This is a genomic window from Agrococcus sp. GCM10030265 (genome assembly GCF_042666675.1).
Classification (GTDB): Bacteria; Actinomycetota; Actinomycetes; order Actinomycetales; family Microbacteriaceae; genus Agrococcus.
The window spans coordinates 445,840-464,408 of the sequence record NZ_JBHTCZ010000001.1; the positions used below are offsets into that span (position 1 = coordinate 445,840).

Genomic DNA, 18,569 nt, shown 5'->3' on the forward strand with positions numbered 1-18,569 from the left:
CAGCCCCACGGCCTCAGGCCGCGAAGGCCTCCGGGCGCTCGCCCACGCCCTCGAGCGTCCACGTCGTGCCGCGCAGTCGCACCGTCGAGATCGAGCAGTTCGGCAGGATCGTGTTCGGCGTCATCTCGGGCGTCAGCTGCCGCAGCAGCGTCGTGATGAACCCGCCGTGGCTCACGACGAGCACCGTGCGCTCGTCGCCGGGCTCGGCATCCGCCGTCGTCGAGCGGATGACGTCGGCGAGCGCCAGGTCGGCGCGCACGACCGTCTCGGCGGCCTTCTCGCTCTGCCCCGTGTCGTCGAGGTCGGCGATGCCGTCGAAGATGTCGCTCCATGTCATGCGCTCGGCGAGCACGCGCATCGCCGAGAGCTCGCGGTCGACCTCGAGGCCGTGCTGCTCGAACAGCCTGCCCCAGACGACGGCCGACGGCTGCTCCTCGTTGCCGCCGAAGTTCCACTCGCGGAGCGACTCGCGCAGCTGCAGCGACGGCGGCGAGGGATGCGCGGCGAGGATGCCCTCGGCGGTCAGGCGCGTGCGCTCGAGGTCGCTCGAGAACGCGGCGTCGAACGACACCCCGGCGAGGGCTGCGCCCGCCGCCGCGATCTGCCGCCGACCCAGCTCGGTGATGGGCGAGTTCGACCACCCCTGCATGACGTGCGCCACGTTGTACTCGGTCTCGGCATGCCGCACGATGTGCAGCGTGAGGCCGACGCCGTCGGCGAGGGCCCCGAGCTCGTCCGGCAGGCGCTGCCCGCCCGACGTGGCCTCCTCGGTCGTGGTCGCATCCGTCATCGCTTGGACATCCTCTCGAGCATCGCGTTGTACTCCTGCAGGTCGGCATCCCCATCGCGATCGGCCTTGCGGTCGATGCGGCGCTGCTCGCGGCCGTCGGTGCGCGCCCACATGATGCAGGTCACGAGCGCCAGGATCAGCGTGGGGAACTCGCCGATCGACCATGCGATGCCGCCGCCGACGCGCTGATCCTCGAGCGCGTCGACGCCGTTGCCCATCGCGCCGAACCAGTCGGCGAGCAGCAGGCCCTCGTTCGTCATGATCGTGACGCCGAAGAACGCGTGGGCGGCCATCGCCGCGAGCAGCATGACGAGGCGCATGGGGAAGGGCGTGCGGTGCGGCGACGGGTCGATGCCGATGAGCGCCTGCACGAAGAGGTAGCCCGACCCGACGAAGTGCACGACCATCCACACGTGGCCGAGATGGTTCTCCATCGCCCAGCGGAACAGCGGCGAGAAGTAGAAGATCCACAGGCTGACGACGAAGATGCCGGTCGCGACGATCGGATGCCCCAGCACGTGCATGTAGCGCGAGTGCACGATGGCGAGCAGCCACTCGCGCCCGCCGCGCGTGCCATCCGTGCGCCTCGCGATCGCGCGCATGCCGAGCGTCACGGGAGCCCCGGGCACGAGCAGCAGCGGCACGGCCATGCCGAGGAGCATGTGCCCGGCCATGTGGAACGAGAACTGGTAGTGCTCGTAGACCGCGAGCGCTCCCGACGTGACCCACCACAGCAGGCCGAGCCCCGCGAGCCACGACGCGGTGCGCAGCGCGGGCCAGCGATCGCCGCGGCGATGCAGGCGCACGACGCCGGCCACGTAGAACCATGCCAGCAGCGCGCACACCACCGTCCACAGCGGGTCGAGCGACCACTCGGTGAGCAGACGCGACGCCTCGAACGTCGGCGGCAGCGGCGACGACGTGAGGATCGTGGCGGGGCTCGAGTCGACGAGGGTCTCGGCGACGGGCGTCGGCGTCTGCGCCAGGCCGTTCGCGACGCCCATCGCGACGCCCATGAACGCGAGCTCGGCGACGAGGAACCAGCGCGTGCGGCCCGTCTCGATCGCGCGCGGGATGAGCCGCGTGCGCTGCCACGCGCCGAACCCGCCGAGCACGACGAGCAGCACGGTCTTCGCGATGACGAGCGAGCCGTACGGCGTCGCGAGCCCATCCCATCCCGTGCGCACCCACGCGCTCGCGACGCCCGAGAAGCCGACGACGGCGAAGCTGACGAGCGCGAGGCTCGAGTAGCGGCGCATGGCATCGCCGAGGCTCGGGCTGCGGTCGAGGCGCAGCACCGCGAGGTGGATGAGGCCGCCGACCCAGATGCTCACGAAGACGAGGTGCAGCCAGAGCGAGCTCGTGGCGAGGGTGTGGTTCTCGGCGGTGCCCGCGTGCCCGGCGGCGGCGAGCAGCACGAGCGGCGCGACGGATGCCGCGGTCACCCACGCGATGCCCGCGGCCGAGCGCACGACGACGAGCAGCGTCGTCACGACCGCGAACGCGAGCGTCGCGAGGCCCAGGTACTGGCCGCGCTCGATGCCGGTGAAGAAGTAGAGGAAGCCGTTCGTGAACTGCTCGTCGACCGAGAGCGGGTCGGTGTAGAGCGTGCGGAAGGCGAGGAAGGCGACGGCGGCCGATGCGGCGGTCGCGACGCCCGCGGCGGCCGCGCACACGTCGACCGCGCGATCCCACGCCTTCGACCCCGGCTGCAGGGCGAAGCATGCGAGCACGAGGCCGCCGATGAGCGTCGCCGTGGCGATGTCCTGCAGGGTGCGCGCGATGGGCGTGCCCCAGCGGACGCCGGCTCCGGGGTCGCCGACGGAGAGCGGCGCCGCTCCCCCGCCGAGCTCGAGCGCCACGATGACGGCGATCAGGGCTGCGGCGACGACGGCACCGGGACCGATCAGTCGCGCACGTGCCACCGCACCAGGGTATCGGCGCCACCTATGAGCGCCGACTGCGCACCGCACGCGCCCGCGCATCCACCCCCGGTCGCCCGCACTGGGCACTTCCTGTCCTCCGAGTGGGCAGAAGATGCTGCGAGACGGGCCCTCCCGCAGCATCTACTGCCCAGTCGACCGAGGGAAGAGGGCGGTGCGCGGGATGCGGGAGGGGGCAGGAGGGGATGGAGGGGGATGCCGTCGCCCGAGGGCGGGACGACGAAGGGCCCCGGCGTGACGCCGGGGCCCTTCGCGCGCTGAAGCGGTGACTACTTGACGGCAGCCTTGAGCTTCGAGCCGGCCGTGAGCTTGACGCGGTGGCCAGCGGCGATCTTGATCTCGGCGCCCGTCTGCGGGTTGCGGCCCGTGCGGGCAGCGGTCGCGGTGCGCTCGGCGGTGAGGAAGCCGGGGATCGACACCTTGTCGCCCTTGGCGACGGCGCCCGAGATCTCGGCGAACAGCGCGTCGAGCACAGCACCGACGGTGGCCTGGCTGGCGTCGGTCGACGCTGCGATCTTCGCGACGAGGGTCGTCTTGTTGATGGTCTCTGCCATGGTGTCCTCCTGGACTCGTTCTTCCCCGCCAGGCGGGTCGTGCACGGCGGCTGCGGGGCGAGCCCCGTTCCGCATCGCCACGGTACCCGCGCGACACGTCGCGGCCGCGCAGGCAGGGCCGACACGCCGAGGATCCCGCGTGATTCCGCGGGATTCAGGGTCGATTCGTGGCAATCCGGGCCGAATCGGCCCTCGCATGCATCTCGCGAGCCGTCGCGGCCGGGGTGCTGCTCCGGGTGCGCGCGACGGCGAGGAGGCCGCCCGCTCGCACCCCGCATGCAGCCGAGGCCCATCTTCGGCGGCGTCCACGGCGCTACCGTCGCCCCATGCCCATCCGCACCCGCCGACGACGACGCTCGAGCATCGTCGCGGCGATCGCCGTCTCCGCCGCGTCCACGGCGACGCTCGTCGCATGCGCGCCGGACGTCTCCGGCGCCGCGGCGCTCGCCGAGCGCTACGCCGACCTCGTGGCGACTGCCGATGCCGACGACCTCGAGACGCTGTGGTCGCTCTCGGCCGCCGAGCCCGTCGTCGGCAGGACGGCCGGGCAGCTGCTGCTCGAGGCGACCGAGCGCATCGAGGTGCTCGAGGTGGGCGAGGCGAGCGAGGCCGAGTCGACGACGGCGGACGCGGTGGGCTCGGACGTCGTGGCCTGGGAGGCCGTGCAGGTGCCCGTGCGCTACGCGCTCGCGGGCGAGGAGCACACCGGCACCGTCGTCGTCGCACCCCTCGAGGATGCGCCGCGCGGGCTCGAGAGCAGCTGGCGCGTCGTCGCTCCGCTCATGGGCGAGGCGCAGATGGCTGCGACGGGGCTCGCCGGCCTCGGCCCCGACGTCTTCGTCGGCGACACGCATCTCGAGCTCGACACGGCGTACACCGGCGCGGCCGTGCCCCTCTTCCCCGGCGTCTACGACGTGCAGCTGCGCGGCGATCCCTACCTCGCATCGGAGGTCGGGTCGCTCACGGTGCGGGCGGGCGCAGCGACGCCCCTGCCCGCCCTGCCGCTGCTCCCGACCGACGAGACCGCGAGCGTGCTGCAGGCATCGTCGGACGACCTGTTCGCGCGGTGCGCGCTCGACGTCATCGAGTGCCCGTTCGCGATGGGCGACCTCGCGCTCGAGCTCGAGGTGCCGTACCCGTGGCAGGCGCAGCTGACGGCGGCGCCCGTCGTGACGCTCGGCGACGGCGCGACCCTCACGCTCGAGGGCGGCGAGCTGCTCGTGCAGGGCGCCGACGGCCCGTTCACCCTGACGTTCTCGGGCACGGCGCCGTGGTCGATCGACAACCAGTCGTGGCGACCGTACCTGTCGTCCACCGACGTCGAGCTCACGATGGACGTCGCATGAGGCGCCTCGCGGTCCCCGCCGTCGCGTCGGCGCTCCTGCTCGCGGGATGCGGGGCCACGTCCGTCGAGTCCGATCCCGTCGTCGAGGGGGCGCGCGGCGCCGTCCAGGCGTACGTCGATGCGATCGGCGCGCTCGACCTCGACACGGCCACGGCCATGACGTCGCCCGAGGCGCTCGTCGCGCCAACGGGCCGCACGCCGCCCGTCGACGTCACGGCCGCGCTGCCGGAGGCGATCGCGGGCATCGAGGACGCCTGGATCGCCTACGACGGCACCGACTTCACGCGCCTCGACGAGGACGAGCCAGGCGACACGACCGACGTCGTCTGGTTCACGGTGTCGTACGCGGTCGACGGCATCGCGGGCGCCGACTCCGTGGAGGTCACGCGCATCGGCGACGATGCCGGCGACGTCGACGACTGGATCGTGACCGATGCGCTCGTCGTGCAGGCGGAGTCGTTCGTCGACGACGCGATCACCGAGTCGTCGTTCGGCGGCGTCGCGTTCGAGACCGACAGCCGCAACGCGTATCAGCCCGTGTGGGGCTACCCGGCGCTCTACGAGCACGAGGCGACGGCGTTCGCCGCCGACGTGCCCGCCGATGCCGTCGCGCAGCCGCTCGAGGTGCCGATCGGCGTGCTGATCGAGCCGCGCTGGGACGAGTCGCTGCGCGTCCTCGAGGTCGAGCTGCCCTAGCGCCGCAGCGCCCCCACGCGCTCGGCCTCGCGCGCCTCCGCGGCGCTGCGCCGACGCTCGAACCACGGGAGGAGCCAGCCGACGAGCGGTCCCACGCCGAAGGCGAAGATGACGGCGCCGATGCCGAGCGGCCCGCCCAGCAGCAGGCCCAGCACGAGCACCGAGCCCTCGATGAGCGTGCGGGCAACCCAGATGGGCCACCGCGTCACGCGCACCACGCCCGTCATGAGCCCGTCGCGCGGGCCGGGGCCGAAGCGCGCCGTGATGTACATGCCCGTCGCCGCCGCGAGCGTGACGAGGCCGAGCAGGAAGAGCGGCACGCGGAACCACCACGTCGCAGGGTCGGCCGTGGGCACGGGCGGCACGATCGCGAGCGTCAGCTCGGCGAACGGCCCGACGAGCAGGCCGTTCACGAGGGTGCCGACGCCCACGCGCTGCCGCAGCGGGATCCACAGCAGCAGCACGGCCGCCGACGTGAGCACGATGATGAGCCCGAAGCCGAGGCCCGTCCGCGACTGGATGCCGAGCGTCAGCACGTCCCACGGCGAGACGCCGATCTCGGCACGCACCATGAGCGCGATGCCCACGCCGTAGAGCCACAGCCCCACGACGAGCTGCACGAGACGACGGCCGAGGTCGCGTCGCGACACCGCCTCGACGGGCAGCACCATGCGCGTCATCCACGCCGGCATGGCGAGGCGACGACGTGCGGATGCTGCCGGCTGGGTCATGCATGCCAGCATGCGTGGCGAGTGGCCCGGGATGCGCGAGCCACCGCGCCGCAAGTGGCGCGTGCACGGCGGGCCACTCGGCGGCATGATGGGGCGATGGGATCTCGACTCGGTCGCCAGCTCGGCGAGTGGTACCAGGGCGGCGCCGTCGCGCAGTCGCTCGCCGACCGCATCCGCATGCTCATCCTCGACGGCCGCCTCACCGTCGGCGAGCGCGTGCCGAGCGAGCGAGCGCTCGCCGCCGAGATCGAGCGCTCGCGTGCCACGGTGACGAAGGCGTACGAGACGCTCGCGGCCGCCGGCTACCTCGCACGCGTGCACGGCTCGGGCACGAGGGTCGCGCTGCCGCACCGCTCGGCCGCCCGCGTCGCCGCCCCCACCGACGACGTCATCGACCTCACCATCGCGTCCGTCGGCTCGACGCCCGGCCTGCACGCCGCCACCGTGCGCGCCCTCGACCGCCTCGCGTCGCTGCTCGGCACGCCCGGCTACTCGCTCGACGGCCTCGCCGAGCTGCGCGAGCGCATCGCGGCGCGGTACACGGAGCGAGGGCTGCCCACCGACCCCTCGCAGATCGTCGTCACGAGCGGTGCGATGCAGGCGCTCACGCTCATCACGGCGGCCTTCGGCGAGCGCGGCCGCGCCGCGATCGTCGAGCAGCCCACCTTCCCGCACGCCATGGAGGCGCTGCGTCGCGTCGGCATGCGCCTCGTGCCGACGCCCGTGACGCCCGAGGGGTGGGATCTCGCGCACCTCGCCGGCCGCATCCGCGAGACGCGCCCGGCGATCGTCTACACGATCGCCGACCTCCACAACCCCACGGGCGCGACGATGCCCGACCTCGAGCGCGCGAAGCTCGCGGCGACCGCCCGCAGCGTCGGCGCCCTCGTCGTCGTCGACGAGACGTGCGTCGAGCTCGACGTCGACCGCGGATGGACGCCGCGTCCGTTCGCCGCGCACGGCCCCGCCATCAGCGTCGGCTCGATGTCGAAGCTCGCATGGGGCGGTCTGCGCATCGGGTGGATCCGTGCCGAGGCGGCGCACATCGAGCGCATCCTCGCCATCCGCCCCTCGTTCGACCTCGGCAGCGCGCTCCTCGAGCAGTGCATCGCGACCGAGCTGCTCGGCGACATGCCGGGGCTCCTCGAGCACACGAAGCGACGCCTGTCGGCCGGCCGCGACGCCGTGCGCCGCGGCCTCGCGGCGCACATGCCCGGCGTCGAGATGCCGCTCGTGCCCGGCGGCCTCGCCGCATGGGTCGACCTCGGCGCGCCCGTCTCGACGAGCCTGTCGCTCGCCGCGCGCGAGCACGGGCTGCTGCTGCCGCCCGGCCCGCGCTTCACGGCGACGGGCGTGCTCGACCGGTTCGCACGCATCCCCATCACGTGGGAGCCCGAGGTGATGGATGCGGCGATGGAGCGACTCGGTGCCGCGTGGCGCGACGTGCGGGCAGGCAGCTCGCCGCGCGGCACGTACGAGGAGCGCGCGGTCGTCTGACCCCGGGGTCGGCCGCCGTCGCGACGCCTGCACGCCGGCATCCATCGGGCACGCGCACGAGCGCGTCGGGCCGGATGGGCGTAGCGTCGCTCGGATGAGGACGCGAACCCTGACGATCCCCGCGCTCGCCGGCGCCGCGCTGCTGCTGCTCGGCGGCTGCGCCTCCGGCGACGACGCGACCGCCTCGAGCGAGCCCGCGCCGAACGGCTCCGCTCCGCCGACGGTCGAGTCGACGCCGTCCGCGTCTCCCGCCCCCTCCGAGATCACGCCGGGCGCCACCGCCGAGACCCTCGCGGGCACCTCGTGGTTCGGCACCGCCGAGGGGGTCGCCGAGGTCACCTTCTCGCTGAACGCCGACGGCACCGTCGACTTCGAGAGCTTCAACGGCGAGCCCTTCGACGCGCCGACCGACGTGTGGAGCGTCGACGGCGAGACCTTCTCGCTCACGGTGTCGCAGCTGCAGTCCCCGGCCGGCGAGGTCGTCGACATCGTCTTCACGGGCACCGCCGCGACGGGTGGCATGGAGCTCGTCGGCGACGACGGTGCCGGCAACCGGTACTCGATGACCATCGCCCAGGTCTGACGCGACCGTCGCGCGCACCTAGGCTCGACGCATGGCCATCGGCGCGACGATCCACACCTTCGACGTGTCGCTCGCCGACGTCGACCGAGGCGTCTACGACGACGTCACCGTGAAGGTGGCGCAGCATCCGTCGGAGACCCTGCCGTTCATGGCCACGCGACTGCTGGCCTGGTGCCTCGAGCACGAGGAGGGCATCGCCTTCGGCGACGGCATCTCGGGTGGCGACGAGCCCGCCGTGCTCGTCCGCGACCTCACGGGTGCGCTCGTCGCGTGGATCGAGGTGGGTGCCCCCGAGGCCGAGCGGGTGCACCGCGGCAGCATGGCCGCGGAGCGCACCGCCGTGTACACGCACCGCGACCCCGAGAAGGTGGCGGCGCGGTGGTCGGGCAAGCGCATCCACGAGGCGGAGGACGTGCGGCTCGTGTCGTTCGACGCCGGATTCGTGGATGCGGTCGCCGATGCCATCGCCCGGCGCACGACGATGACGCTGTCGCGCACCGAGGGCATCGTCTACGCCGAGGTCAACGGCGTCGCCCTGTCGAGCGCCGTGCACGAGCGCCGCGCGGGCTGACGCCCGAGTCGCGCGTCAGCCGCCGGCGGGCTCGACCTCGACCTCGCCCGACTCGAGCGCGACCACGGGCAGGTGCTGCGCGAGATGCGCGAGCGGCACGACCTCGCCGTCGCCGTCGACGAGCCGCACGGTGGCGAGGCAGCGCTCGTACGTCGATGCGACGCCGAGGTAGGCGACGAGCTCGTCGACGTCTGCCGCCGAGACGGCGGCGGGCGACTCCACCGATGCGATGGTGGTGCGGCATGTGCCGGGGAGGTCGCCCTCGGTCGTCGTGACCGAGGCGAACCGCTCGTCGAGCGAGGCTGCGAGCAGGGCGTCGAGCTCGGGGAGGATCGAGTCGTCGCCGACCTCGACGGCGCCCGCCTCGGTGGAGGCTGCAGGGATGGGCGCCGTCGGCGCCTCGGGCGCTGCCGAGACGCATGCCGTCAGGATCGTCGCAGCCGCGACGACGAGGGCGATGGCGAGCGGGGGTCGTGCTGCGGTGCCTGGCATGCCTCCCATCCCATCGCCCCGAGCCTGAGCGGCGCATCCGAGCGGGGACGACGAAGGCCCCCATCCGCAGGGGATGAGGGCCTTCGTGCTGTGCTGTGCGTCAGCGGCTGGTGCCTACCAGCTCGACTTCGTCACGCCGGGCAGCTCGCCACGGTGCGCCATCGAGCGGAAGCGGACACGCGAGATGCCGTACTCGCCGACGTGGCCACGGGGGCGGCCGTCGATGGCGTCGCGCTTGCGCACGCGCACGGGCGAGGCGTTGCGGGGCAGCTTCTGGAGACCCAGGCGGGCCTCCTCGCGCGACTCGTCGGTGCCGTTCGGGTCGACGAGCGCCTTCTTCAGGGCGGCCCGCTTCTCGGCGTAGCGCGCGACGATGACCTTGCGCTGCTCGTTCTTCGCGATCATGGACTTCTTGGCCATGTCAGCGCTCCTCTCGGAACTCGACGTGCTTGCGCACGACGGGGTCGTACTTCTTCAGCACGAGACGGTCGGGGTTGTTGCGACGGTTCTTCTTCGTCACGTAGGTGTAGCCGGTGCCCGCGGTCGAGCGGAGCTTGATGATCGGACGGACGTCCTGTGCCTTCTTGGCCATCAGAGCTTCACCCCCTTCTTCTGCAGGTCACGGACGACGGACTCGATGCCGCGCGCGTCGATCACCTTGATGCCCTTGGCGGACAGGGTGAGCGTCACGTTCTTGCGGAGCGAGGGGACGTAGTACGTCTTCTTCTGCACGTTCGGGTCGAAGCGGCGCTTCGTCCGGCGGTGCGAGTGCGAGATTGCGTGACCGAAGCCGGGAACGGCTCCAGTCACCTGGCACACTGCTGCCATGGTTCCTCCAGGGGTACCGTGAGGCCCTTCGGCCTCACCCAAGATCACTTGCCTGCGCGCCCAGTTCCCGTCCGGAGAAGGGCTTGGGATGCGCCGTGCGGCGATGCCGCACAAACGACCATCCTACGACACGCCCGGGCTCCCCGCCACCGCGGTCTCGGACGGGCGTGCCGGGCCTCAGGGCCGAGGCTGCGGCGGCTGCTGCTCGCCCAGCGGCGGGTGCGGGAGACGCCCCTCGGCGGGCGCTGGCTGCATCGGATTCGGCACCGCGCCCTGCTCGGGCCACGGCTGCCCTCGCCAGGGCTGACCGGGCATGGGCTGACCGGGCATGGGCTGACCGGACCACGGCTGCCCCTGCCACGCCTGACCCGGGGCGGGCTGCCCCTGCCACGCCTGACCCGGCGCGGGCTGCCCCTGCCACGGCTGCCGCGGCCACGGCTGACCCGGAGCAGGCGGCGCCGGCCAGGGCTGCTGGGGGCCTCCGGGCTGCGCCTGCGACGCCCTCGGCACGAGCTCCGAGCGCGGCTCGAGGTGGCGCCGGTTCCAGGCGAGCAGCGCCGTGATGCACGCCGCGAGCGCCGCGAGCACGACGGCGGCCACCGCGAAGCGCCAGTAGAGGTCGCCGACGTCGATGCCGAACGCGTCGATCGCGAGGTGCAGGGTGAGCAGCACCGCCACGAGACCCAGCAGCGATGCTGCGGCGAGACCGATGCCGCGCGAGACCGCCAGCCCACCCCGGCGGCCGAGCGCCACGAGCGCCCATGCACCGGCGGCGGCGGCCCGCACCACCACGAACGCCAGCACGTAGACGCCGAAGAGCGCGAAGCCGAGCGGCGGCTCGTAGTCGTAGGCGGAGCCGTAGCCGTACGGGTCGGTCTGGTCGACCATGGTGGTGCGCGCGTCGACCCAGGTGGCGAGCATCAGGATGGCGAGCAGGTAGACGTTGGCGGCGACGCCGACCACGAGCGGCACCGACGACCGGCGCGCGAGCGCGAGGTCGAGCGCGAGCAGCCCGGTGAAGCCGACGAGCGCGACGACCGTCCACACCACGCGAGCCGCCTGCGTCTCGATGTCGCCGACGAACACGAGCACGATCGTGAGCAGCGTCACGAGCACGAGCAGCACCATGCCCACGAAGAGCACGGGCTGGATGCCGAGCACCCGTCGCGCCGGTCGCGCCGAGGGCGCTGCGGGCTGGTGGATGGGCGGGGCGGCGTCGGTCACGCGGTTCCTCTCGACGCCATCAGCCCATCACGTCAGCCTCCGCAGCGCCTGCGAGCTGTGGAGAGCGGCGACCTCGAGCCACCTGTGGAGGCGCAGCGCCGCCGACTAGAGCCAGCGCTTGATGCGGAACACGGCGTAGAGCGCGACGCTCGTCGCCGCCATGAGCGCGAGCGCCATGGGGTACCCGAAGGCCCAGTGCAGCTCGGGCATGCGGTCGAAGTTCATGCCGTACACGGCGGCCACGAGGCTCGGTGCGAAGAGGATCGCCGCCCACCCGGAGATCTTCTTCACGCTCTCGTTCTGCGCGAGCGCCGTCTCGGTGTGCCGCTCGGTGACGAGCGTCGCGTTGACGGTGAGCGCGTTGTGCAGCACGCCGCGGAACGCGGCCGCACGCTCGTTCACCCGGATGACGTGGTCGAGCACGTCGCGCAGCGAGCGCCGCAGCTCGACGTCGACCTCTGCGCTCTCGGCGCCGTCGCGCAGCGTCTCGAGCATGCCGACGAGCGGCGTCGTCGCGCGCTGGAAGCTGACGATCTCGCGAGCGAGCTCGTAGATGCGGCGCGCGAGGCCCGCGTCGCCGCCCTGGAACAGCGAGTCGTCGATCTCGTCGATGTCGGCCTGCAACCCGTGCACCACCGGCGCGTAGTCGTCGACGACCTGATCGAGGATCGCGTACAGCACCGCCTGCGGGCCGAGGCGCAGCAGGTCGGGCTCGCCCTCCATGCGCGCGCGCACCGCCGCGAGGTCGGGGCCCTCGGCGTGCCGCACCGTCACCACGAAGTCGGCCCCGACGAAGACGTGCAGCTCGCCGAACTCGACGGCCTCGCGATCGTCGACGTAGCGCGCGGGCCGCAGGACGACGAAGAGCGTGTCGCCGTAGCGCTCGAGCTTCGCGCGCTGGTGGCCCTCGAGCGCGTCCTCGACGGCGAGCGGATGCAGCGACAGCTCGGTCGCGACCTCCTGCAGCTCGGCCTCGGTCGGACGCAAGAGCCCGATCCACGCCATGCCGCTCGCATCGCGCATGTGCTCGAAGGTCTGCTCGAGGCTCGCGGGGTCGTCGATCCGGCGGCCGTCGACGTAGACGGCGTTGTCGATGATGGGCACCGGCTCATCCTGCCGGTCGGACGGCGCGTCCATGCGCATCCTCACGGGATCCTGACGACGGAGGTCGACGTCCGCGAGCCCCCGACGGCCGCGCGTCGCGCTCGACCGAGCGTCGCGCTCGACCGAGCGTCGCGCTCGACCGAGCGCACCGAGGCGTCAGGCCGTCGCGAGCCCCGCGGTCGGCGGCACCTCGTCGGCGCGGCGCGTGAGCACGACCGGGCCGTCCTCCGTGATCGCGACCGTGTGCTCCGAGTGCGCCGTGCGCGAGCCGTCGGCCGAGCGCAGCGTCCAGCCGTCGGCATCCATGCGCAGCTCGTCGGTGCCCGCCATGACCCACGGCTCGATCGCGAGCATGAGGCCCGGGCGCAGCGCGTAGCCTCGGCCGGCGGTGCCGTCGTTCGCGACGTGCGGATCCTGGTGCATCGTCGAGCCGATGCCGTGGCCGCCGAACTGGCCGTTGATCGTGAAGCCCGCCCCGCGCAGCACCTCGCCGATCGCGTGGCTCACGTCGCCGATGCGGTTGCCGACCTGCGCCTGCGCGATGCCCGCCTCGAGCGCGATGCGCGTCGCGTCGACGAGCGCGACGTCCTCTGGGCGCGTGCCGCCGACGCCGAACGTCAGCGCCGAGTCGCACGCCCATCCGTCGACGATCACCGCGATGTCGAGCGTGAGCAGCTCGCCCTGGCGCACCACGCGGTCGTAGGGCTTGCCGTGCAGCACGGCATCGTCGACGGCGGTGCAGATGTGGTGGCCGAAGGGGCCGCGACCGAACGACGGCGCGTAGTCGACGTAGCACGACGTCGCTCCCGCGTCGCGGATCATCTCGGCGGCCCACGCATCGATCTCGAGCAGGTTCGTGCCGGGCACGACGCGCGACTGCAGCGTCGACAGGATGCGGCCGACGAGCTCGCCTGCGGGCTTCGCCGCCTCGACCTCGCGTGGGGACAGGATCTCGATCATGCGTCGCCTCCGGATGCGTGCCGGTCGCAGATGCCGGTGATCTCAATGGTGTGGTGGGGGTCGGTGTAGCCGTGCCTCGCGGCGACCTCGCGCGTCCACGCCTCCACGGGGTCGGCCTCGAGCTCGACCGTGCGGCCGCACTCGCGGCAGATGAGGTGGTGGTGATGGGTGGGCGTGCATGCGCGGTACACGGTCTCGCCCTCGTGCTGCACCGCGTCGGCCGCGCCATCCTGCTCGAGCGTCGCGAGCGCGCGGTAGACGGTCGCGAGGCCCACGGTCGAGCCGCCGTCGCGCATCGACGCGTGCAGCGACTGCGCGGAGACGAAGCCGTCGGCGGCGTCGAGCGCCTCGCGCACGGCCTCGCGCTGCTTCGTGGATCGTCGGCGCACGTCGGTCATGATGCGACCACGCTACCGGCGGACGCCGGCGCGGGCACCCGACGCCTGGGCACGAGATGCACGAGCCCGACGACCGCCGCGGCGATGAGGGTGATCGCGCCGCCCGCCGACACCGACCACGCGCGGGAGACGAGGAGCCCGGCGACCGCGCAGGCGATGCCGATCGCGGGCGCGACCCACAGCATCGTGGCGGCCGAGCGCACGAGCCTGCGCGCCGCGGCGGCGGGCGCCACGATGAGGCCGACGGCGAGGATGGCGCCGAGGGCCGGCATGATCGCGACGACGGTCGCGGCGATGAGGGCGAGCGACACGGCCTCCGCCCGCGCGGGCCGCAGCCCCGCGGCACGGAAGCCGGCCTCGTCGAACGACGCGAAGAGCAGATGGCGGCCGTAGACGCCCAGGACGACGATCACCACGACGAGCACCGCAGCGGTGAGCCACAGGTCGGCGGTGGACGTCGCGAGGATCGTCCCGGTGAGGAACGAGCCCACGTCGACGGGCACGTGCGCCGCGGTCTCGGCGAACGACCCCACCGCGAAGCCCGCGGTGAGCATGATGCCCGAGGCGACGGCGGAGCCCTGCGTGGGGATGCGGCCGACGAGCGTCGCGACGAGCACGAGCGCCACCGCGGTCACGGCCGCGCCGAACGGGATCGAGATGCCGAGGATCGCCGCGAGCACGGCGCCCGGGAAGGTCGCATGCGTGAGCGACATGGTGAAGAACGCGCGGCCGCGCAGCACGACGAGCACGCCCACGAGGCCCGCGAGGGCGCCTGCGAGGCCCGCCTCGAGCAGGGCTCGACCGAAGTAGTCGAGGCTCATGCGGCGGCCCTCCGCGCGAGCGCGCCCTCGCGCACGCCGCCCACGGCGAGCGCCACGAGGTACGCCGCGAGCATCGTGAGCGCCACGATCGACGACGGCGACGCCTGCACGCCCGCCGACGACGCCGCGAACGCCACCGACAACCCGAGCCACGAGGCGCCCGCTGCGACGAGCGTCGCGACGACGACGCCGGGCACCACGTGCCGCGTGACGGCGCGCGACGCGGCGGCCGGCACGATGAGCACCGCGAGCACGAGCAGCGTGCCGACGGCGGCGGATGCGGCGACGACGACGAGCGCGACCGCCACGTTGGCGACGACGTCGGTGCGCCGCACGGGCACGCCGGAGATGCGTGCCGCGTGCTCGTCGAACGCGCGCAGCACCTGCCACCGCCAGGTGACGACGACGCCAGCCACCGCGAGCGCCACGAGGCCGAGCGACAGCTGCAGCTGCGCATCCGTCACGGTGAGCAGGCTGCCGAAGAAGAACGACTCCATCTGGCCCGCCCACTCCGAGCGCAGCGACACGAGCACGACGCCGAGCGAGAAGCATGCGGTGAGCACGATGGCGACGCCCGTCTCGGTGCCCGTGCGGCGTGCGACGGCGACGAGCACGAGCGCCGCGACGACGGCGGCGACGAGCGCGCCCGGCAGGATGCCCGCGGCGCCCGCGACCATGAAGCCGATCACGAGACCCGGGAACACCGCGTGCGTGAGGCCGTCCGATGCGAACTCGAGCCTGCGCAGGTTGACGATCGTGCCGACGGTGCCCGCCGCGACGGCGAGGCCGAGCAGCAGCACGAGCGGCCGCAGCATGAACGGCAGCTGGAAGGGGGTGACGAGGTCGAGCACGTCAGCGGTGCTCGTCGTCGCGGGCGCCCTCGTGCTCGCGATGCGTCTCATGGCCGTGCTCGGCGGCGTGGTGCTCGGCGGTCGCGAGCGTGTGCCCGTCGATCTCGACGGCGTGATGCTCGAACGCCTTGCGCACCTGCTCGAGCGTGAGCACGCACGCGGTGTCGTCGAAGGCGATCTGCTCGCGGTCGATCAGCAGCGTGCGCTCGCACACGGCGCGCGCGAGCTCGAGGTCGTGCGTGGTGACCACGAGCCCGACCCCCTGCCGCTTGAGACGCTCGATCGCGTCGAGGAGCGACTGGCGGCTGGATGCGTCGAGCCCGTTGAACGGCTCGTCGAGCAGTAGCAGGGCTGCCTCGCCCGCGATCGCGCGCGCGAGGAGGCCGCGCCGCTGCTGGCCGCCGGAGAGGTCGCCGAAGCGCGCCTTGCGGTGCGCCGTGAGGCGCACGGTCTCGAGCGCCGCGTCGACGGCGTCGCGGTCGGCGCGCCCTGGCCAGCGCAGGCCGAGGCGCGCGGTGCGGCCCTGCATGACGACCTGCTCGAGCGAGATCGGGAAGGCCGCATCCGTCGTCGTCGACTGCGGCAGCATGCCGATGGCGCCGGGCCCCGTGGGCACGTCGAAGCGCTCGGCGTCGTGCGGCACGAGGCCGAGCAGCCCGTCGAGCAGCGTCGACTTGCCTGCGCCGTTGGGGCCGACGAGCGCGACGGCCTCCCCCGGCTCGACCGCGAACGTGACCCCGGACAGCACCGTGCGCCCTCCCCTGCGGAAGGACGCGCGTTCGATGCGGACGATGCTCACCTACGCGAGGCTATCCGGCACCGGCAGCGGCTCGGCGCCCCACGACTCGACGATGAGCGTCACGTTGTGCACGACGCTGCCGACGTAGGTCTCGCCGGGCGTGCCCTCGGCGCCGAGCGAGTCGGCGTAGAGCGCATCCTCGCCCGAGTACACCTCGACGCCGGCCTCGGACGCGATGGTCTCGGCGATCTGCGGGTCGATGCTCGTCTCCGAGAACACGGCGCGCACCCCGGAGTCGCGGATGGCCTGCACGAGCGCGTCGATGTCGGCGGCGCTCGGCTCGGCGTTGTCGTCGAACGCGGGCATGACCGAGCCGACGACCGTCATGCCGGTCGCCTCGGCGAGGTAGGAGAAGGTGTCGTGGTTCGTGACGAGCAGGCGCTGCTCTGCGGGCACCTGCTCGATCGAGCCGTGCACCCACGCGTCGAGCTCCTCGAGCTGCGCCACGTAGTCGGCCGTCGCGGCCTCGAAGGCCTCCGCCTGCTCGGTCGTCGCGGCCGCGGCGATGCCGCCGCCGATCGTCTCGGCCATGTGCACGACCTGGTGAGGGTCGCTCCACACGTGCGGGTCGCTGCCGCCGTGGTCGTGGTCGTCGTGACCCTCGTCGGCGTGCGCCTCGTCGGCGTGCTCGGATGCCGCGGGCTCTGCCGCCTCCTCGGCGTGCGCCTCGTCGGCGTGCGCCTCGTCGGCGTGCGCCTCGTCCCCCTCGCCCTCGTGGCCGTGGTCGTGCTCGCCACCCTCGTGCAGGTGCACGTCGGCCGAGGCGTCCACGAGCTCGCCGTCGAAGCCCGACGCCTCGATCGTGTCGTCGAGCCACTCCTCGAGCCCCGCGCCGTTGATCACGAGCACGTCGGCGTTCGCGAGCGCCGTGAGCGCCTCGGGCGTCGGGTCGTACGAGTGCGCCGACTGGCCGGGCTGCAGCAGCTGCGTGACCTCGGCGTCGTCGCCGACGATCTCGCGCACGACGTCGCCCATCTGGGTCGTCGTCGCGACGATCTGCAGCGTGCCGTCGCCGCTCGCACCTGCATCGGACGACGACGAGCACCCCGCGAGGGCGACGACGGATGCGGCGAGGGCCGCGGGCAGCACGAGGCGGGAGGAGCGGATCACGGACCCACGCTACGCGCGGATGAGAATCGTTGTCAAAGCGGTGCGCCCGGCAGCTGCGCTGCGCGCTCCGCGCGGACGACGTCGTAGGTGGTGCGCACGAGGCCGTCGTCGGTCGCATGGCTGCCGCGGACGACGAGCTGCACGTCGGCGTCGAGCTCGCCGAAGAGCGAGCGCCCCGAGCCGAGCACGATGGGCGCGACCGAGATCGTGAGCTCGTCGACGAGGTCCGCGCGCAGGAACGACTGGATGGTGCGACCGCCGTCGACGTACGCCTCGCGAGCGCCGAGGGCGTCGAGCAGGCGCGTGGCGTCGTCGATCGAGGCCGCGGTGCGGACGCGCGCGTCGTCGACGTCGCCTCGGGTGGTGAGCACGATGACGTGGCGGCCGCCGAACGGCCATTCGCCGAAGCCGAGGACCGAGTCGTAGGTGGCGCGACCCATGACGATCGCGTCGATCGTGTCGAAGAAGGTCTCCCAGACGAGCGCGGGGTGCGCGCTCGGCGCGTCGACCCGATGGTCGCGGGCGGGCAAGTCGGTGAGCCATGCGAGGGTGCCGTCCTCGCGGGCGATCTTGCCGTCGGCGCTCGTGCCGATGAAGACGCGTCCGCGCCAGGTTCGAGAGGTCATCGCCACATCTCCAGGAAGCGTTCGAGGGTGAGCAGGGGGGAGGTCTCGTCGAGGGCGACGGCAGCCCGGAACAGCGATCCGTGCAGCGCGTCGAGCAGCAGCATGCCGCCGACCGCCGGATCCTCGAGCCCGGGGAGATCCAGGGCGGCGAGCAGCTGCGCGAGCCTTCGGGCCTGGAGGCCCCATCCGGTCGCGAGCAGCGCGGCGAGCTCGGGATCCTGCAGCTCGCCCAGCACCTCGGAGAGGGCGTAGACGGCGCCGGCGGGCGAGCCCGCGCCGAACTCTCGACCGACGTAGCCGGTCAGGGCGGCGGCTGGGTCCTCGCCGCTGGCGAGCGGACCCTGCGGGATGCGCTCGATCCATCGCCGGGTGAGGGCGCGCAGCAGGCCCGCCTTCGACCCGAACCGCTTGACGAGGCCCGCGGGGCTCATGCCCGCTGCGGGTGCGACGTCCGCGAGCGACCAGGGCGTCAGCTCGTCGCGCTCCTCCAGCGAGGCCACGATGCGCGCGAGCAGCTCGTCGTCGTCGAGGCGTCTGGGGCGGACCATGTCATTAGTGAATCACAGTTCACTATCCGGTGGCGACATCGGCGGGCGGGCGCCGAGCTCGAGCGACGGCCCGCAGGATGCGGCGGGGGCGCCCGGCC

23 protein-coding genes are annotated in these 18,569 nt (G+C 73.1%); 5 read left to right on the top strand and 18 right to left on the bottom strand.

Features of this window, described 5'->3' with window-relative positions:
- Positions 1 to 13 precede the first annotated feature (13 nt).
- The 3 genes from ACFQPP_RS02085 to ACFQPP_RS02095 form a co-directional block, all read right to left on the bottom strand.
- Positions 14 to 790, bottom strand: a complete 777-nt coding sequence (locus ACFQPP_RS02085) for a histidine phosphatase family protein (RefSeq protein WP_376914853.1) — start codon at positions 788 to 790, stop codon at positions 14 to 16.
- Positions 787 to 2,715: a cytochrome c oxidase assembly protein gene (locus tag ACFQPP_RS02090; protein WP_376914854.1), complete on the bottom strand. Its 1,929-nt coding sequence runs from the start codon at positions 2,713 to 2,715 to the stop codon at positions 787 to 789. Before ACFQPP_RS02090 ends, ACFQPP_RS02085 begins: the two co-directional genes overlap by 4 nt.
- Before the next feature lie 287 nt (positions 2,716 to 3,002).
- Positions 3,003 to 3,287 carry an HU family DNA-binding protein gene (locus ACFQPP_RS02095; protein ID WP_092503791.1) on the bottom strand — a complete coding sequence of 95 codons (285 nt, stop codon included), beginning with the start codon at positions 3,285 to 3,287 and terminating at the stop codon, positions 3,003 to 3,005.
- Between the two features lie 326 nt (positions 3,288 to 3,613).
- Here ACFQPP_RS02095 and ACFQPP_RS02100 point away from each other — a divergent pair, with 326 nt between their 5' ends.
- Positions 3,614 to 4,633 carry a hypothetical protein gene (locus ACFQPP_RS02100; protein ID WP_376914855.1) on the top strand — a complete coding sequence of 340 codons (1,020 nt, stop codon included), beginning with the start codon at positions 3,614 to 3,616 and terminating at the stop codon, positions 4,631 to 4,633.
- The gene (locus tag ACFQPP_RS02105; protein WP_376914856.1) at positions 4,630 to 5,328 is read left to right on the top strand and encodes a hypothetical protein; all 699 of its coding nucleotides are present in this window, start codon (positions 4,630 to 4,632) and stop codon (positions 5,326 to 5,328) included. Before ACFQPP_RS02100 ends, ACFQPP_RS02105 begins: the two co-directional genes overlap by 4 nt.
- Here ACFQPP_RS02105 and ACFQPP_RS02110 read toward each other — a convergent pair.
- Positions 5,325 to 6,059: a YitT family protein gene (locus tag ACFQPP_RS02110; RefSeq protein ID WP_376914857.1), complete on the bottom strand. Its 735-nt coding sequence runs from the start codon at positions 6,057 to 6,059 to the stop codon at positions 5,325 to 5,327. The two genes, ACFQPP_RS02105 and ACFQPP_RS02110, sit on opposite strands and share 4 nt — an antisense overlap.
- Before the next feature lie 96 nt (positions 6,060 to 6,155).
- On the opposite strand from ACFQPP_RS02110, the gene ACFQPP_RS02115 reads away from it, so the two are divergent.
- The 3 genes from ACFQPP_RS02115 to ACFQPP_RS02125 all read left to right on the top strand — a co-directional run bounded on the left by ACFQPP_RS02115 (position 6,156) and on the right by ACFQPP_RS02125 (position 8,710).
- On the top strand, positions 6,156 to 7,556 hold the full coding sequence (locus tag ACFQPP_RS02115; protein WP_376914858.1) for a PLP-dependent aminotransferase family protein: 1,401 nt from the start codon (positions 6,156 to 6,158) through the stop codon (positions 7,554 to 7,556).
- A gap of 94 nt (positions 7,557 to 7,650) precedes the next feature.
- The gene (locus tag ACFQPP_RS02120; RefSeq protein ID WP_376914859.1) at positions 7,651 to 8,139 is read left to right on the top strand and encodes a hypothetical protein; all 489 of its coding nucleotides are present in this window, start codon (positions 7,651 to 7,653) and stop codon (positions 8,137 to 8,139) included.
- Positions 8,140 to 8,170: 31 nt separating this feature from the next.
- Complete coding sequence (locus ACFQPP_RS02125; protein WP_376914860.1) at positions 8,171 to 8,710, top strand: YaeQ family protein; 540 nt, start codon at positions 8,171 to 8,173, stop codon at positions 8,708 to 8,710.
- Positions 8,711 to 8,725: 15 nt separating this feature from the next.
- Here the strand turns inward: ACFQPP_RS02125 and ACFQPP_RS02130 are convergent, their stop codons facing one another.
- The 14 genes from ACFQPP_RS02130 to ACFQPP_RS02195 form a co-directional block, all read right to left on the bottom strand.
- Positions 8,726 to 9,202, bottom strand: a complete 477-nt coding sequence (locus tag ACFQPP_RS02130) for a hypothetical protein (protein WP_376914862.1) — start codon at positions 9,200 to 9,202, stop codon at positions 8,726 to 8,728.
- Between the two features lie 114 nt (positions 9,203 to 9,316).
- Positions 9,317 to 9,622: a 30S ribosomal protein S14 gene (gene rpsN, locus ACFQPP_RS02135; protein ID WP_092503804.1), complete on the bottom strand. Its 306-nt coding sequence runs from the start codon at positions 9,620 to 9,622 to the stop codon at positions 9,317 to 9,319.
- A gap of 1 nt (position 9,623) precedes the next feature.
- Complete coding sequence (rpmG, locus tag ACFQPP_RS02140; protein WP_092503806.1) at positions 9,624 to 9,794, bottom strand: 50S ribosomal protein L33; 171 nt, start codon at positions 9,792 to 9,794, stop codon at positions 9,624 to 9,626.
- Entirely contained in the window at positions 9,794 to 10,030 is a 237-nt protein-coding gene (gene rpmB, locus ACFQPP_RS02145; RefSeq protein ID WP_092503808.1) for a 50S ribosomal protein L28, read from the bottom strand. The genes rpmG and rpmB overlap by 1 nt, the downstream gene beginning before the upstream one ends.
- A gap of 177 nt (positions 10,031 to 10,207) precedes the next feature.
- Positions 10,208 to 11,254: a hypothetical protein gene (locus ACFQPP_RS02150; protein ID WP_376914864.1), complete on the bottom strand. Its 1,047-nt coding sequence runs from the start codon at positions 11,252 to 11,254 to the stop codon at positions 10,208 to 10,210.
- 105 nt (positions 11,255 to 11,359) lie between these two features.
- Positions 11,360 to 12,358: a magnesium and cobalt transport protein CorA gene (locus ACFQPP_RS02155; RefSeq protein ID WP_376914865.1), complete on the bottom strand. Its 999-nt coding sequence runs from the start codon at positions 12,356 to 12,358 to the stop codon at positions 11,360 to 11,362.
- 156 nt (positions 12,359 to 12,514) lie between these two features.
- Complete coding sequence (map, locus tag ACFQPP_RS02160) at positions 12,515 to 13,318, bottom strand: type I methionyl aminopeptidase (RefSeq protein WP_376914866.1); 804 nt, start codon at positions 13,316 to 13,318, stop codon at positions 12,515 to 12,517.
- A complete protein-coding gene (locus ACFQPP_RS02165; RefSeq protein ID WP_376914867.1) occupies positions 13,315 to 13,716 on the bottom strand; it encodes a transcriptional repressor in 402 nt (133 codons plus the stop codon). The genes map and ACFQPP_RS02165 overlap by 4 nt, the downstream gene beginning before the upstream one ends.
- On the bottom strand, positions 13,713 to 14,537 hold the full coding sequence (locus tag ACFQPP_RS02170; protein WP_376914868.1) for a metal ABC transporter permease: 825 nt from the start codon (positions 14,535 to 14,537) through the stop codon (positions 13,713 to 13,715). Before ACFQPP_RS02170 ends, ACFQPP_RS02165 begins: the two co-directional genes overlap by 4 nt.
- Positions 14,534 to 15,439, bottom strand: coding sequence for a metal ABC transporter permease (locus tag ACFQPP_RS02175; RefSeq protein ID WP_376914869.1), 906 nt, complete (start codon positions 15,437 to 15,439; stop codon positions 14,534 to 14,536). Before ACFQPP_RS02175 ends, ACFQPP_RS02170 begins: the two co-directional genes overlap by 4 nt.
- Positions 15,390 to 16,187: a metal ABC transporter ATP-binding protein gene (locus ACFQPP_RS02180; RefSeq protein ID WP_376914870.1), complete on the bottom strand. Its 798-nt coding sequence runs from the start codon at positions 16,185 to 16,187 to the stop codon at positions 15,390 to 15,392. Before ACFQPP_RS02180 ends, ACFQPP_RS02175 begins: the two co-directional genes overlap by 50 nt.
- Positions 16,188 to 17,297, bottom strand: a complete 1,110-nt coding sequence (locus ACFQPP_RS02185) for a metal ABC transporter substrate-binding protein (protein WP_376914871.1) — start codon at positions 17,295 to 17,297, stop codon at positions 16,188 to 16,190. It abuts the gene before it with no gap.
- A 32-nt stretch (positions 17,298 to 17,329) separates the two neighbouring features.
- Positions 17,330 to 17,923, bottom strand: a complete 594-nt coding sequence (locus ACFQPP_RS02190) for a dihydrofolate reductase family protein (RefSeq protein ID WP_376914872.1) — start codon at positions 17,921 to 17,923, stop codon at positions 17,330 to 17,332.
- Entirely contained in the window at positions 17,920 to 18,471 is a 552-nt protein-coding gene (locus ACFQPP_RS02195; RefSeq protein ID WP_376914873.1) for a TetR/AcrR family transcriptional regulator, read from the bottom strand. The genes ACFQPP_RS02190 and ACFQPP_RS02195 overlap by 4 nt, the downstream gene beginning before the upstream one ends.
- Between the last annotated feature and the right edge of the window lie 98 nt (positions 18,472 to 18,569).

Coding starts and splice junctions, on each gene's coding strand:
- ACFQPP_RS02095 (WP_092503791.1), bottom strand. CDS start 3,287: ATGGCAGAGACCATCAACAAGACGACCCTCGTCGCGAAGATCGCAGCG.
- rpsN (WP_092503804.1), bottom strand. CDS start 9,622: ATGGCCAAGAAGTCCATGATCGCGAAGAACGAGCAGCGCAAGGTCATC.
- rpmG (WP_092503806.1), bottom strand. CDS start 9,794: ATGGCCAAGAAGGCACAGGACGTCCGTCCGATCATCAAGCTCCGCTCG.
- ACFQPP_RS02120 (WP_376914859.1), top strand. CDS start 7,651: ATGAGGACGCGAACCCTGACGATCCCCGCGCTCGCCGGCGCCGCGCTG.
- ACFQPP_RS02165 (WP_376914867.1), bottom strand. CDS start 13,716: ATGACCGACGTGCGCCGACGATCCACGAAGCAGCGCGAGGCCGTGCGC.
- ACFQPP_RS02085 (WP_376914853.1), bottom strand. CDS start 790: ATGACGGATGCGACCACGACCGAGGAGGCCACGTCGGGCGGGCAGCGC.
- map (WP_376914866.1), bottom strand. CDS start 13,318: ATGATCGAGATCCTGTCCCCACGCGAGGTCGAGGCGGCGAAGCCCGCA.
- ACFQPP_RS02125 (WP_376914860.1), top strand. CDS start 8,171: ATGGCCATCGGCGCGACGATCCACACCTTCGACGTGTCGCTCGCCGAC.
- ACFQPP_RS02100 (WP_376914855.1), top strand. CDS start 3,614: ATGCCCATCCGCACCCGCCGACGACGACGCTCGAGCATCGTCGCGGCG.
- ACFQPP_RS02130 (WP_376914862.1), bottom strand. CDS start 9,202: ATGCCAGGCACCGCAGCACGACCCCCGCTCGCCATCGCCCTCGTCGTC.
- ACFQPP_RS02105 (WP_376914856.1), top strand. CDS start 4,630: ATGAGGCGCCTCGCGGTCCCCGCCGTCGCGTCGGCGCTCCTGCTCGCG.
- ACFQPP_RS02195 (WP_376914873.1), bottom strand. CDS start 18,471: ATGGTCCGCCCCAGACGCCTCGACGACGACGAGCTGCTCGCGCGCATC.
- rpmB (WP_092503808.1), bottom strand. CDS start 10,030: ATGGCAGCAGTGTGCCAGGTGACTGGAGCCGTTCCCGGCTTCGGTCAC.
- ACFQPP_RS02110 (WP_376914857.1), bottom strand. CDS start 6,059: ATGACCCAGCCGGCAGCATCCGCACGTCGTCGCCTCGCCATGCCGGCG.
- ACFQPP_RS02170 (WP_376914868.1), bottom strand. CDS start 14,537: ATGAGCCTCGACTACTTCGGTCGAGCCCTGCTCGAGGCGGGCCTCGCA.
- ACFQPP_RS02190 (WP_376914872.1), bottom strand. CDS start 17,923: ATGACCTCTCGAACCTGGCGCGGACGCGTCTTCATCGGCACGAGCGCC.
- ACFQPP_RS02115 (WP_376914858.1), top strand. CDS start 6,156: ATGGGATCTCGACTCGGTCGCCAGCTCGGCGAGTGGTACCAGGGCGGC.
- ACFQPP_RS02175 (WP_376914869.1), bottom strand. CDS start 15,439: ATGAGACGCATCGCGAGCACGAGGGCGCCCGCGACGACGAGCACCGCT.